The sequence below is a fragment of the Luminiphilus sp. nBUS_07 genome, from assembly GCF_051201685.1.
GTDB lineage: Bacteria > Pseudomonadota > Gammaproteobacteria > Pseudomonadales > Halieaceae > Luminiphilus.
Window position 1 is genome coordinate 3,147,444 of the sequence record NZ_CP179213.1, and the last position, 14,832, is coordinate 3,162,275.

Below are 14,832 nucleotides of genomic sequence, written 5' to 3' on the forward strand. Positions count from 1 at the left end.
ATCCCGAGCATTAGGGACCCACAACGAAGCCGGCGCCTGCTCAGGCCAAAATCATTGCTGCGGCTTCCCGTGCAGAGGCGGCGGCTGATTCAGTACCGATCATACCCACAGATGCAGCGCCATCACCCACGTTATAAAGCCCGCGAATTGAGGTATTGACCGGCATACCGCGACCTACCCATCGATGCATACCGGGTGAATCGCCGCGATGCTTTGCTTTCACTAAAAATTTAGCACGGTCTAAAATGCCGGGAAAGTTGCTTTCTAACTCCTGCAACATGTTCTTGAATTCCGCGGACAAATTTGGATTGGCAGCATCTGCAGGCGCACCGTAAGCAGTGTGTAGAAACACACCGTCGGGGGACATATTGGGTGAGATCGCCGATGGAATCTCCAAGTAAATCAGGTTTGTGGTATTTCCAAACACCATGCAACCGTCAAAATTTTCCATAATAGGCTTATCTAAGGTAAAGCTCGCATGCATGATGGGAGCCTCGACATCGCCCTGTTTTAGCCGTGCCACGTAGCTGGCTTCAAAAGCGTCGCTACCCCCCGCCAGCTCAAAGGTTCTTCTGGGACCCGCATTGGAAATAACAATAGGTGCATTTAGGATCTCAGCCTCCCCTGAGCTATTGCCAATCTCAATGCCACTGATCGTATTGTTCTGGATTAATATTTTCCGACACGGTGATTGCATCCTGATAACCGAACCTCTTGCTGTAATCGCATTAGCCAGTTCGCCCAGCAAATGCCCATTGCCCAGTCGAGCCATACCAAATTGGCTGCCCTTAGAGTGGTATTTCAAGAAACTGAAAAACTCATTAGCAGGTATCTCATGCATATTGACGCCCATAAGCGCAGCACAATAACCTTGAAAAAGATCCTTCACCGACTGGTTGTCAGTGTGTTGATCAAACCATTCGAGAATGGTGATCGAAGACAGCGGCATCCAGACCATGAGCGCGTCGATTATCTGCTGATGTAGTTGCTTAGCCTTGTCGGCATTTTGCATCGCGAAATTGATCATGCCCAGAAGGCCACCACCTTTTGCAGATATGTCGTAGTCTCCATGAGCGAGTCGATACCGCATCTTGCCGGTGAGATTTACCATATCCATGTCGACACCTAATGCATCGAAGGCTTGTCGTATCGCGCTTTGAGGGCCCATAGGTATCATAAGAGCACCGGTTGTCACCAAGCAGTCTTCGCGCACACGGTGCGAGCAGCGGCCGCCCAAATGGGGGGACTTTTCTACCAATACAACCCGCTTGTCGGCGGCTACCAGATGGGCGGCTGCACACAGGCCCCCTAGCCCGGAACCTACAATAATTGCGTCGAACTGACTGTCCATAAGTGTCGCCTAACGTGTCTTACCAGTAGAAGAAATTCAGTGAGTAAAGGGTCTGTACCCATCGTTCACAGCGTGCAAAAAAGCGCCATATCGACCATCACTCCCTCAGGAAGCCTGCTTAATACTCTCGGATCTCATCCAGCAAGCATGAAAGCCTGGCGGGATTCGCTCGGGCATATGCACTCTGGCAACAGGACCTTTATTCAGATCTTTCGCATCAAAAATCTGCAGTTCCTGCTGGTGCGTCTTATCATTCCAGACAAATACCACCACATACCCGTGGTCTTCCGACGTCTGATTATCGGCAGGCGCAAACCAGGGCTCGCTGTACCAGCAGTGCACGGGATCATCAGACCAAGCCCCAAGTCGCTCGCCGGTGTCAGTATTGTATTTACAAACTCCCATCCAGCGAAGAATCTTAGGGTCGTGATCAACCAGATAGGCGAACTCACTTTTTCGACCCGTTAGCTGACTGTCAATACTCGGAAATTCCACGTTAAAGTCTGGATCGAGACACATCTCGCTGCACTCACCCGTCTTTGTATTCATTCGGTAGGACCACAGCCTTGCGTCCATAACTAAACGAGCAATCATCTTTGCCGTCTCAGCATCGTGAAAGCTACCGTCCTCGTGTTTCGCCGGCTGATAACGACAAGCGACCATAACGATCTCGTCACCTTCTTCCCAAGCATTGATAACGTGATAAATAAAAGCGCCTGAAAACTCAAACCACTGAAGATCAGCTGCAGCACCTTTGCGGGGAATCACGCCCAGCCTTGTCGGCATGTTGGAATCAAAGACCACCTTGTGGCGGCCAGCAGCCCGGGCTTCCTCATCATGAAATACCGGATGGTCATGCAAAATGGAGTAATGCTCGGTTATTGCCATATCGTGGGGCAACCGATTACCGGGTAGCTCTATGGGTATACGGTGGGTTACTTTTCCGTCGGCGTCAGCCACCCCGTACCACATGTAAGGCCAATGATCTCCATAGTCAAAGTACATGAGTTCGTTAGTGAACTCATCGACCTTACAATGGGCCGACATGCCCGAATCGGGCTTATCCAAATAGTCGTAACAGGGCCCCAAAGTTTCCAAGGTAATAGGGTCAACCGCGTAGGGCACTCCTGCCAAATACCAGGTAGTTAAGGCCGCGCCCGCGTGGCCAATCACGTCAGTATTGGCTGAATCCTTTAGCGGTTGGTCTTCACGACCTTTCAAGGTTTGGCGAATACCCCAGTACTCTGCGCTCTGAGCCGCATCTTCGCGACCCCAAGCCTCGGTTCGGACCCACTTATTTCTGATCACAAGGCGTCCGTTCTCAAAATGGGCGTTATGGAGCATGCCATCACCATCAAAGGGGTGATACTCCCCTTTGGGCTCAAAACGCGGGTTGGGGCCGTTGCGCAGATAAACCCCATTGAGGTCTTTAGGAATTGCGCCAGTTACCGGCAGGTCCTCAAGAACCTCCTCTTGAGAAAGTGGTGCGAACACATCGGTAACAAAAGGCCCATGCTTATGGCCAAAAGGAGCCCCGGGATCTTTAAACGGCTGGTTCATGAATAATTAACTCCTAATATTTTACGCCTGCAGCGCGCTCAGTCGGTCGCCACTTTTCATTCTAAGCTTTCAGTCTCGACCCACAACAAAGCTACACACGGTCGCGCAAGATCCACCAATATTTAGGGTAGCCATATCTTTGGCACCCTCAATTTGAGCATCTCCCGCCTGATTCTTCACCTGCTGGGTCGCATCTAACAGCATACGGGCACCTGTGGCGCCCACGGGATGTCCACAACCAATGAGACCACCACTGGCATTGATCGGCAGGCGTCCACCCAGTTTAATCGAGCCCTCTTCCACCGCTTTCCAGGACTCTCCGGGGGCAGTGATGCCAAAATGATCGATAGCCATGTACTCGGTCATCGAGAAACAGTCATGAGTCTCAATACCGTTGAGCTGATGGACATCAGTAATGCCTGCGCGATTAAAGCTATCCTCTATGGCTTCTTTCACATGAGGAAAGACGTAAGTTGCGCCTTTGCTGCGTGCCACTTTATCGCGATAGCGAATGCCCGCGTTGCGGTGCCCCCAACCCTTAATGCGGGCCATGGGGCCCGTCAGCTGTCTTGATTTTTGGTAGCTCGCAACAAACTTTTCTGAGGCCAAAATTACAGCACAAGCACCATCAGTGATTTGGCCGCAGTGTAAGCGCCTGACACCGGGCTCGATAATAGGATTGAGTGTATCGTCTTCGTGGAAGCTATTATCAGCGAAACGCCATTGTCGGGTCTGCGCCAGCGGATTACGTTTTGCATGCCCGTAGTTAATTTCAGCAATCTCGTTGAGTACCTGCCGATCAAGACCGTAGCGCTGGTCATATTCATCTGCCAGCAAACCAAACACAGCCGGCCACATGAATTTACAATCAATATCCTCACGATCGCGCCAAGCCGCTGAATTTTGATTTTGTGAGGCCTGATCGCCGGGAAGATTTTTAAACTCTTCAGCACCGAGCACCAACACACAGTCGTAGCGCCCAGCCTCGATTTCTGCCATCGCCGTCAACGCTGCGAGTGAAGAGGACGCGCAAGCGCCTTCATGTCGCATGGCCGGTATTCCCCACAGCTCCGGAACCACCTGTGACACCATGGCCCCTAAGTGTCCTTGCTGACGCTGGGCCTCTCCAAACGCATTACCCACATGGATAGAATCGATCGCCGACGGGGGAAGATCGCAGGCCTCGAGGGCCCCCAAACAGGCCTCTCTGATCATATCTGAGATATCTAACCCTTCACGAGACCAGACCCGAGCGAAATCTGTTTGCATTCCCCCAAGAACAAAAACCTGCTGACTCATGAGTGACGGACTCCCAGAAAATTTTATTCCATAAAATGCACGGCCCAATGTCCAACCAGATGAACAGCAGATCATTTGCCGACAAACTTGCACTAAAAAACTATGGTTGAGGTTATAGCAAAATCGTCGGTGGCGCAATCGAGACTGCTGCAATTGGTGACAGGCTTAACGCACTCCCAGCGCCAAATTTTGTTCTGAATACACAATAAAGCAGCAGTCACGCTCAGCATCGGGGCCAGAACGATGGTGATAGATTACGCCCTATACAATTGAAACATCGTGGGGCGCTAGGACCTCGCCACAGTGACTGCAGGAAAAATCGAGCTGCACGGGGTCTGGCGAACAAGTATGACTAAGAATCACGTTGCTCACCTGTCCTTTAGTAAGCCACTTTTCCGACCAATTATGGAGTGACAGGGCAATGGGCAGGTAATCTTTACCTTTTTGAGTTAAGTCATATTGGTAGCGCTTGGGTGCGTTTTGATAAGCCACCCGAATCATCAAGTCCGCATTGACCAACAGCTTAAGGCGGTCGGCCAAAATGTTGGTCGATATGCCCAAACCTCGCTGAAAATCATCGTAGCGCTTGAGTCCGTACAAGGCACCGCCCAAAATCAGGTGATTCCAACGATCACCCAGGACATCAATGGCGTGAAACATTGAACCGTCCTTTGCTTTGTATTGAGCGGGATTGACCTTAGAGCGCCGCTTGGGAACGGTAGTGGCTACTTTAGACCCTGCGTACGCCGGGTTCGACCTGTTGGATATGGTAGACGACGTCACCGGTTTAGCGCATCGCGTGCAAGAACACACAGGCGTGAAATACGCCCCGCAGCGACTGTGGAAAAGCTTTGGCGGCAGCACAAAGACTTCTTTATTGGACCACAAATGTTCCCAGCACCAAATTGCCAGCGAGAAATTATAAAGACCTAGGCCCTTGGGCGTCAGACGGTACTCGTGGCGCAGTGGTGAGGTTTGATAAGGATTACGATAAACAATGCCTTGCTCAACCAACACTTTCAGCCGATTCGCCAGCGTTGATCGAACCGCACCGGTATGCTGCAAGAGCTCTTCAAATCGGTGCCGACCTAAAAACAAGTCCCTAATCGCCAACAGCGTCCAGCGATCCCCCAGCAAACCAAGACACTGTGCAACAACACTATTGAGTATTAAGTCGCCCGTTTCCGACGCCTCCTCGTGGGTAACACTCATGTCAAATACCTATCACCAATTGGCTGCGCGAGAGTCGAATACAAACTCAAGTTCGTTAACATGCGTCAAGGTAACACGAGGTAGACGCCGAGAGTTTTATAATGCAAGCTTTGTCTCTAAACGTAGCTTGCCAAAGTAGATTTCTGCACGGTGGCAGTTACTGGATTTAGTGCTTGGGGATCGCTCTATGCCGGCGTCGAGTTCCATCATCGCGTTCTGTATTTTGGTTTTCTGGGTGGGCGCCATTATTGGTCTCGAAAGACGGGTAACGCAGCGCCTCACCCTAAAGACTTTACTCTACCCCGGTATTCTAGGGCTCTACATTGCCTTATGGACCCTGCCCAACTTACCCTCGGGCCTCACTTCAATGTCTCGTTTACACCAACAGTTCGTCTCTCTGATTGGCATCTTTTTATGCAGCGTTTGGCTCATCAGCATCATCAAAAAAGATACCAGTATCATGGATATCGCCTACCCTTTGACCGCTGCGGTGCCAGTTTGGGTGCTGCTATCACGGGAACAAAGCTGGACACCCCATGCCATCATGGTCTGCCTGTTCGTTACGATCTGGGCATTACGCCTCGCAGGTCACCTTGCTGTTCGCAACCTGCCTAATGGCGAGGATGCCCGATACGCAGCGTGGCGCAAAAGATACGGGTCTCATTGGTGGTGGTGGAGTGCTTTTCAAATTTTTGCACTGCAGGGCGTATTAGTTTCTTTATGGTGCATTCCCCTAATACTGAGTATCGATGCCTCACCTGCGGGCCTGAGTGCCTATCACGCTATCGCCGCAGTGCTTTTTAGCGTAGGGCTTTATTTCCAGGCCGTATCGGACTACCAACTGGAGGCCTTTCGGAAAACACGGTCCAGCGCCTCGGAGGTGCTTAATACCGGGCTGTGGTCGCTATCTCGACACCCCAATTACTTTGGCGAGTGCCTTGTTTGGTGGAGTTTTGGTGCTCTGGGAATGGCGCATGAGCTTGGCTTTTTAGGTTTGCTGGCTCCGATTTATGTCACCTGGTTTATGAGTAAAGGTTCAGCAGCACCCATGCAGGAGCGATATCTCCACAAAAAGAAGCCCGAGTACGCCAGCTATATTCGCGATGTCCCCGCTTTTTTTCCAAGGTTCAAGCGGTAATGCCCTCAACTGAACAGCGAGTTGTTGTGGTGACTGGCGCCGGAAAAGGATTGGGACGAGCCTACGCGTTCCACCTAGCGCAACAGGGCATAAAGGTTATCGTCAACAACCGCCGCCACCCGGGGGAAGCGGATAATGACACCTCTGCCATGAAAACAGTCACCGAAATTACGAAGCTGGGCGGTATCGCCGCTGCGAACTACGCCGACGTAACACAACCCGACAGTGGCACAGAGTTAGTGAACCACGCCCTCGATACCTTCGGTGCCCTGCACGGTATTGTCGCCAACGCAGGCATGGAGTCTGTTGGTCGGTTTGAGGAGGTGTCGACCGAGACCTTCCAACAAGTATTTAATACCGGATTTTTCGGCAACCTCTATTTGGTGCGTGCGGCATGGACCCATTGGTTAACCACCGGTGGAGGCCGAGCTGTGCTGACGACCTCAGGCGCGGGGCTGTACGGGAATCATGGCCAAGCGGCGTACAGTGCAGCCAAAGCCGCTGTGATTGGCCTTGTTCGATCTCTGGCCCTAGAGGGTCAATCTCGAAATATAAAAATTAACGCCGTCGCACCCTATGCTTACACAGCCTTGACCCAGCAGTACCTAAAACCGTCGGATCGCGAAAGGTTGTCGCCCGCCAAGGTAGCACCGCTCATCGCCAGTCTGCTGAGTGAGGCCTGCAGCGTGAACGGAGAAGTTTTAGTCTCAGCTGGCGGCTTGCTACGAGAAGCCATTACGGTGGAAGGCGAGGCCATGCCCTTACGACCTGAAATACAGGAGACCCTTAAGGGGCTTGAGCCGAGCACCACTTTTCGTTCCGCCAATGAATCCTTCGCACACCTTGATTCATTAATACCTTCCGGCTCAGGCAGTGATAACCATGATAAAAGCTAATGCTGGTTCGATTCAGGTCTCTGACACTGATTCAGACCTTTATCGCAAGCAAGGGGCGTGGGGGGAACAAATACTCTCTGACTTCCTCACGACCCATGCCAAACAAAATCCCCAGCGTGAAGCCTTAGTTGAACCGCCAAATAAAAAAAGCTTTTTGGGCGCCAAGCCTCGGCGTTTTACCTGGGCTGAGCTCTCTGACGTTGTAAATCAGCTGACCCGAATTTTGTCGGACGCGGGATTAGGGCGAGGTGACATTGTCATCGTTCAGCTGCCCAACACCTGGGAGAATGTGGCCGCCCTTTTTGCCATTACGCGCCTGGGCGCGATCATGAGTCCATTGTCGCTGCAAAGCCGTGCCCTTGAGTTAAATCATGCGATCGCCACATTGGAGCCAAAGCTTTACCTTTGCAGCCGGGGGTACCACAACCACAATCACTTCACATACTTTGCAAACAACGCCGTGGGCTTTGAGGGGCAGGCTGTCGCCATCGAAGATCTCACGCCGCAGATCAACACTACGCAAAGGGTAAACCCAGAAAAAGTTTCTGACCTTCAGCAACAAGCCCACCCCAATGACATTGCAACGCTCTGCTGGACATCAGGCACTGAAGGCCGACCAAAAGCCGTTCCCAGGACGCACAACAACTGGCGGGCCAGCGCGATAGGGGTCAGCGATGGCTTCGGCATGGATAACCAAGCTGAACGTATTTTGCTGCCCTTTCCTCTTATCAATACGGCTGCGATTGGCGGCGTGATCATGCCCTGGCTATACAACGGCGGCACATTAGTCCTCCACCAACCCTTTGACATCGATATTTTGAGCCGGCAGATTGTCGAGGAACGCGTCTCAGTCACCTTGGCCTCACCCACCGTATTACTCGCGCTGCTGAAATCAAATTTCATCAAAGAGGCGAAGGCCGAGCTCTGCCTCCGCGCCGTCGGGTGTGGCTCAGCCGCCCCGAGTGCGGCTCTGTTGAGTCATTATGAAGACCAGCTGGGCATCAGCATTATCAACATGTTTGGTGCTAACGAAGGGACGCTACTCTGTAGCGATCGACAGTTAGTGCCCAATGCCCAAGCACGTGCCACAGTGTTTCCCCGAGTGGGCTACTCGGATGTGGTCTGGCCAAATCGCGCCGCCAACTGGCTCCAGTCAAAATTGTTAGACCCTGAGACGGGCGTGGAAATCACCACCACCGAAAAGGTTGGCGTTCTTGCCGTCAAAGGCCCTTCGATTTTTCCCGGCTATTTCAACCAGGGTCACCTTGACCGTTCCACCTTCACCGAAGATGGCTTCTTTCAAACGGGGGATTTATTTGAGATCTGCTCTGATGAACAGGGAGCCCGCCTCCTCAAAGTTATTGGTCGTAAAAAAGAGTTGGTGATCCGGGGTGGCTATAATATCTCGCCTCTGGAAGTGGACTCAGCCTTAGCTGAGCTTCCCGGTGTAGTCGAACTCGCCACAGCCGGTATCCCAGATGCCACTTATGGCGAGCGCCTCTGCCTTTATCTGGTACCGCAGCCAGGCGTACAGATCACATTATCGTCAGTTCATGATTTTCTCAGGGCACAAGGACTCGCCAAAACAAAATGGCCTGAACAATTGGTGATGGTCGACATCCTGCCAAGAAACGCATTGAATAAGGTGTTGCGAAGGCAGCTGGCCCCAACAGGGGCCTCATAAACTTTAAACACGAATCCTGTGAAAGCGGGCCTATAAATCAGCGCGCCTCGGTATCAGATCGAAGGTCGACACCATCGACCCAGGTCGCATGAAAGCCGACGTTGAATCGCCGCGGCATACGCACCGTCGCAATAGGCCCCTTTGCAATGTTCCTGGCATCAAAAATTAAACAGCGTGAAATCCAGTCGTTGCGGCTATGCGTGTAGGTGATGACGTAGCCGTCGTCCTCAGCCAGCTCACCGCACACCCCGCTTCGCGGCGCAAAGCACGACTCACTGCCGCTCACGCCCTCACCGTAGTCATATCTTTGATATTCGTTGGTTTCAAAATCGTACTTAACAAGCGCATCAAACGTCTGACAGCGCCCCTCTACACCCTCCCCTTTTGGTGGCTCGGGCAGTAATTGAAGATAAGAAAAGCGACTAGGGATGCCCAGATAGCGGTTGTTAATCGTTGGAAACTCTAGGTTGAGATCGTTCAATGCGCGCTCTTGCGTCAATCCCGTCATCAAATCGAACCGCCACTCATAAAGTTGATGGGTTCGCCGACGTTCAGCAAGCTGGGAGGCTAAGGGGCCGTCCTCAGGATCCCGATTACCACCGGGGTTAGACTGACGGCAGCCAATCATGACCACACACTGACCCTCCTCCCAGCAATTCACCACGTGTAGTACATAGCAGGGCTTTGCCTCAAACCAACGCACATTGTCGGTTTCCGCGTAGCGTGGTATCAGGCCAAATCTCGCCGGCACATCATGGTGAAAGCGAACAACGCGCTTTTTGTGTCGCGCGAGTATTTCTGCATCATGAAAATAAGGCAGGTCATGCAAGATAGAATAGCGCTCGGTAATCCCAATATCGTGAGGTGATCTGGGACCCGGAAGGTCGATAGGAACGTCAGTCCTGATACCCTTTGCCGCATTAGCCACCCCATAGGTCATGAAGGGCTTGGTGTCTTTATAATTGAAAAAGATGAGATCACCCGTGCGTGGGTCAACCTTACTGTGAGCGGATAAGTTATGGTTAAGCGTGTCGGCTAGCGTCTCTTGCCCCAAGGTCTCAAGGGTCAGCGGGTCGATAGCCTGAGGAGCTCCAGCCAGATACCAAAGACTCATTAATTTTCCCTGATAAAAAATAACGTCAGTATTGGAGTTATCTTTAATCGGCGCACCCGGCAGATCGTGATTAAAAGGGCCGCATAATCCAGGCCAAATGCTGTGGCCCTGCTGTTCCTCTTCGAGAAAAGGCTGGGTGCGAATCCACTTTGACTTATAAGCTGCCGTGCCCCCGGATAGATAAATCGCGTGAAGCATTCCATCGCCATCATAGTAATGATATCTGCCTGTGGGCTTAAAGCGCTGGTTTGGGCCATTGACCACATACAGCCCATCCAAGTCATCGGGTAACATACCTTGCTCAAGCGTTAAATCATTAACTGAAGCCTCGTCGGCAACAGGCGCGAAGACGCCGTGCAAATAAGGATGATCAACGCTCCAAACCCAGTCAGGCACACCTGGGGTTGGCAGACCCTCAGGTGATCGGGTGTGAATGTTTTTATGTGTAATGGACAGGTCGAAAGTCTCCTCGCTTAAATGATTAGACATAAAGCCTTTCTCCGTGTTGATATTTTATTCTTCAGTCAATGCGCTCAATAAGAATTGCAGTGCCAGAACCCGCTGCACCGCTCGTCGCAACAACGCCCAGGGTTTGCTGGCGACGCTCAAGCTCGTCCAGCAAGACTCCCATCATGATGGCCCCTGTCGCACCCAGAGGGTGGCCCATGGCAATAACCCCGCCGTTTACATTCAGCTTCTCTGTCGGAATACCAAGATCAGCCTGCAGCTTTAAAATTGTCGCCGCAAAGGCCTCATGAATTTCAAAGAGATCAATATCATCTACCGATAGCCCCTGAGAGCGCAGCAGCTTTTCAGTGGCCACCACGCAACCCGACAAGACCTGTAGAGGCTCATCACAGGCGTTGACCATGCCCCTGATTACCGCCCGAGGACGGCTCCCTATATCTCTCGCCAAGCTTTCAGTCCCAATGAGGACCATGGCTGCAGCATCGGCCATCGCCGGGGAATTGGCCGCCGTGTGGACATGAGAAATGGCAGTTAAATGATCGTAGTGAGCAAGCTGCACGGCATCGGCCCCAGCCCTTCCTATTTCAGCAAAGCTTGGAGGCAACTGAGCAAGAGATTCCATGGTCGTCTGGGGACGTATGCATTCGTCGGTACGGACGACGCACTTCTTAGTCGGATTATCAATCGCAATGATCGATTTGAAAAATCCAGCGTTGGTGGCGTGTGACGCACGCTGCTGGCTCAGCAACGCCACTTCATCCACCATCGCTCGGGATGCTCCTTGCAGCGAAGCAATAAGGTCTGCCCCACTGCCCATTAACAGGATACGTGCCGAGAGAGCGACTTTAGGGTCTGCAAAAATTGCCGCTTGGTCACTCATCATTGGAATGCGAGACATCATTTCTATCCCGCCCGCCAGCGCCACTTGCTCCTGACCCGCGTTGATCTTCAGCGCGGCCACGTTAATTGCATCAAGACCAGATGAACAGAATCGCGTAATGGTTAGCCCGGATACTTGACTTGGAAAGCCCGCGTACAAAGCCGATGTTTTTGCAATATTCCCGGCTTGCTCACCGTATTGAGTCACACACCCAAGAACGACTTCACCCACCAAATGCGCATCGAGACCTGTTCGCTCACAAATCGCAGTGTAAAGCGGAGCCAGCAGTTCAAAAGGCGATAAATCATGGAGACCACCGTCGGGCTTAGCCTTGCCACGGGGGGTCCGTATCGCATCATAAATGTATGCTGGCTCCACAAAAATCACCTCAAATAACGCGTATTAAACAGGCTTATACGCCACTGACTTGCAGCATAAAATTTTAAATTTTTCCGGTCTACTGCCTTAGTGGAGCTTCCCCCTTTCCGCCAATACAAAGTCTCCAACAAAAAAGGGAGCCAGCAGGCTCCCTGTAAAAGGACATCGTTACCGGCGGAGGCCAATTACTTCCAGTAGTAGTTAAAGCTCACACCATAGGTTCTTGGTGGTGCGAAAATACGTGTAGCTCCAATATACGAGCCGTCAATGTGGTGTGTCGCGTAAAGCTCATCGGTTAGGTTCTTACCCCAAAGCGACACATCCCAGCCACTGTTGGGGGCTGTGTACGTCGCCGAGGCATCAAGAACCGTAACATCCTCTTGCAAGCCACGAGGGTCGTTGTCTACTTCGAAATGGAATTCATCGGTGTAGGACGCCGTGGCAAGAAAATCGAGCGCCGCACCATTGCGCATGGGGAACCCCAGGTCGGCGGTAATCGACCAGCTGGTATCCGGTGCCCTAGGCAAGTCATTACCCTCGTTATTACCTTCAGTAAATTTGGCATCCAGCGTTGCAAAGCCTCCGCTGATCGTTAAATTTTCGCCGAGGACCAATGCGATTTCAGCCTCAATACCCTCCGAGCTCGCTTGGGCATTTGACGCCGTCAGAACACTGTTAGTCAGCACCCAAACCTGTAGATCTTCGTATTCTAAATCGAAGTAGTTGGCGTTAATGCGAAGACGATCGTCAAGCCATTGCGTCTTAAAACCCAGTTCGTAGTTTGTAGCTAGCTCAGGTTTAATCGGTGTCTCTGCAAGCTCGGGATAACGTTGAGTACCGTTGAAGGCGCCGCTTTTAAAGCCTTCAGAGTAGGTTGCGTACATCATGTGATTGTCAGTGATATGCCAATCTACCGTAGCTCTCATGGTCGTCTCACTCCACGACTCACTCGCTGCAACGGAATAAGGCGGGCTGAAGAGAGGGACCCCCGACGCAAAGACAGGTGACGAGTTAGGGACCGGCGCGGCTGTATCGTTATCGATAGACTTTTCATCGTCGGTATATCGCGCACCCAAGGTCAACGCCACGGCATCAGTAATGTTGTAAGTGAACTGGCCAAAGAATGCCATGCTCTCGTTTTTAGAATCCTGAAAAAAATCAGCAGTGCCGTCACCGAGTACCGCCAAATGCGAGGTGGGATCCCACCAAGTCGTAAATCTCTCAAACCGCTTTACATCCTCTGAAAAGAAGTAGGCGCCAACGACCCATTTCAAACGGTCGCCCTCTCCCGACAATCTAAACTCCTGAGAGAACTGTTCGGCCTCTTGCTCAGCACCATCATCAACTTCCTGTAGACCTTCCCCACCCAGACGAGCAGACAGCTGCGGGTTCAGCGCCTGCCACCAAGCTGACTCACTCTCTCGATAAGCCGTAATCGAAGTTAACTGCGCCCAATCGAAGTCGACATCAACGCGGCCCTGAAAACCCAAGATCTCCTTATTAGAGTACTGAAGCTCCTCATGATTGGCCTTTCGGGGGTCATTACCGATCAGATTATTTGAAGCCACGCCACGCGCGTAGTAGCTAGGATACAACGGCACCACGACACCGGGATAATCTGATATCTCCAAATTCATAAGGAATCGGTTATTACCGCTCGTATCGATATCGGCGTAATCAAAGCCCAAAAGCACATCGACATTGTCTGTTGGCGTGAACAACAACTGACCGCGCACACTCTTAGTGTCTTCGTCTTCCAGATCTTGCCCAGTGGTAATATTTTCGGCGTAACCGTCACGCTTACGAATGTTCATGGTCAGCTTACCGGCAATATTTTCCGACAGCGGGCCGTTAACATAGGCACGTAAATTACCCAGCCCATAATTGCCCGCGCTCAGGCCCACCTTTGCCTCAAATTCCTGCTGCGGCTTTTTCGTAAAAATATTGATGGCACCACCAGCAGAATTGCGACCATATAAGGTTCCCTGAGGACCTCTCAGCACCTCAATGCGCTCTAAATCATAAAAATCTGTCGATGCACCACTGGGCCGCCCCAAATAAACGTCATCAATAAACACCGCGACTGCAGGATCGGAGCCCGATGAGTCATTGGTGTTACCAATACCTCTCAAGAAAAGCTGTGGCTCTGTAATGTTGAAGGCTGTCATCTTGAAATTGGGTGTACGCAGCGCAACGTCCTCCATGGACACGATACCCCCCTCGTTCACGAGATCACCGCCAAAAGTGGTAATAGAGATGGGGACATCTTGCAAACTTTGCGCTCTGCGCTCTGCGGTAACGATCACTTCTTCAAGCGCTCCACTTGTTTGAGCAAAACCCGAGTGACTAACCCCCAGAAAAATTGTCGTCGTTGTCATTAGCGCAGCTGAAAGGCTATTTATTCTGTGCATTTTTAAACCGTGCATATGCTTTTTCCTTATCCAAAAAATCTTATAGTTTTTTTATGGCAGTAACAAAGAAATATCTTTTTCCCGATTTTTTCGAAGAAGATTCCAATTAATCCGAGCCTAATACGAATATTTGACGATAAAAATCGTCTAAATTAATTATTCTTAGGAACATCCCATAAACCGAATCCTATCTGTTCCGAGGATAATCTATCATAACGTTTTTTAATGCAAGCTTTAAGATGGGTCAAGCCCGGCCTAAGGCACTTGGCTAGTGCGAACCTAAAAAATTGCGAGAAAACCTTGCATCAAGGGGCTGGGGAGCTGTCTTTGAAGCTTGAGGCTGATTCACTAGATCGGGTTGAAAACCAACCCATTTACACCTTACTTAGATAGAAAATGTGTCCGAAGCAACAGCCAAGCCTGAGATGCACGGTATTTGGT

General features: G+C 51.3%; 10 protein-coding genes. 3 read left to right on the forward strand and 7 right to left on the reverse strand.

The genetic code is table 11. The annotated features are described in order from the left end of the window. Window positions 1-40 precede the first annotated feature (40 nt). The 4 genes from ACMAZB_RS14035 to ACMAZB_RS14050 form a co-directional block, all read right to left on the reverse strand. The gene (locus tag ACMAZB_RS14035; RefSeq protein ID WP_435218050.1) at window positions 41-1,351 is read right to left on the reverse strand and encodes a phytoene desaturase family protein; all 1,311 of its coding nucleotides are present in this window, start codon (window positions 1,349-1,351) and stop codon (window positions 41-43) included. Between the two features lie 105 nt (window positions 1,352-1,456). Next, window positions 1,457-2,911: a carotenoid oxygenase family protein gene (locus ACMAZB_RS14040; RefSeq protein ID WP_435218052.1), complete on the reverse strand. Its 1,455-nt coding sequence runs from the start codon at window positions 2,909-2,911 to the stop codon at window positions 1,457-1,459. A gap of 69 nt (window positions 2,912-2,980) precedes the next feature. After that, entirely contained in the window at window positions 2,981-4,210 is a 1,230-nt protein-coding gene (locus ACMAZB_RS14045) for an acetyl-CoA acetyltransferase (RefSeq protein WP_435218054.1), read from the reverse strand. 261 nt (window positions 4,211-4,471) lie between these two features. Further along, on the reverse strand, window positions 4,472-5,422 hold the full coding sequence (locus ACMAZB_RS14050) for a winged helix-turn-helix transcriptional regulator (protein WP_435218056.1): 951 nt from the start codon (window positions 5,420-5,422) through the stop codon (window positions 4,472-4,474). Window positions 5,423-5,609: 187 nt separating this feature from the next. Between ACMAZB_RS14050 and ACMAZB_RS14055 the strand changes: the two genes are divergently transcribed. From ACMAZB_RS14055 to ACMAZB_RS14065, 3 genes are read left to right on the forward strand one after another with little or no spacing between them, the layout of a single operon-like run. Beyond that, a complete protein-coding gene (locus ACMAZB_RS14055) occupies window positions 5,610-6,560 on the forward strand; it encodes a DUF1295 domain-containing protein (protein ID WP_435218058.1) in 951 nt (316 codons plus the stop codon). After that, window positions 6,560-7,456, forward strand: a complete 897-nt coding sequence (locus ACMAZB_RS14060) for an SDR family NAD(P)-dependent oxidoreductase (protein ID WP_435218060.1) — start codon at window positions 6,560-6,562, stop codon at window positions 7,454-7,456. The genes ACMAZB_RS14055 and ACMAZB_RS14060 overlap by 1 nt, the downstream gene beginning before the upstream one ends. Beyond that, complete coding sequence (locus ACMAZB_RS14065; RefSeq protein ID WP_435218062.1) at window positions 7,443-9,140, forward strand: class I adenylate-forming enzyme family protein; 1,698 nt, start codon at window positions 7,443-7,445, stop codon at window positions 9,138-9,140. The genes ACMAZB_RS14060 and ACMAZB_RS14065 overlap by 14 nt, the downstream gene beginning before the upstream one ends. A 37-nt stretch (window positions 9,141-9,177) precedes the next feature. Here the strand turns inward: ACMAZB_RS14065 and ACMAZB_RS14070 are convergent, their stop codons facing one another. The 3 genes from ACMAZB_RS14070 to ACMAZB_RS14080 form a co-directional block, all read right to left on the reverse strand. Continuing rightward, window positions 9,178-10,743 (reverse strand): carotenoid oxygenase family protein, encoded by a 1,566-nt coding sequence (locus ACMAZB_RS14070; RefSeq protein WP_435218064.1) that lies wholly within the window; start codon window positions 10,741-10,743, stop codon window positions 9,178-9,180. A 31-nt stretch (window positions 10,744-10,774) separates the two neighbouring features. Continuing rightward, on the reverse strand, window positions 10,775-11,980 hold the full coding sequence (locus ACMAZB_RS14075; RefSeq protein ID WP_435218065.1) for an acetyl-CoA C-acyltransferase: 1,206 nt from the start codon (window positions 11,978-11,980) through the stop codon (window positions 10,775-10,777). A gap of 185 nt (window positions 11,981-12,165) precedes the next feature. Continuing rightward, window positions 12,166-14,406: a TonB-dependent receptor gene (locus tag ACMAZB_RS14080; protein WP_435218067.1), complete on the reverse strand. Its 2,241-nt coding sequence runs from the start codon at window positions 14,404-14,406 to the stop codon at window positions 12,166-12,168. Window positions 14,407-14,832 lie beyond the last annotated feature (426 nt).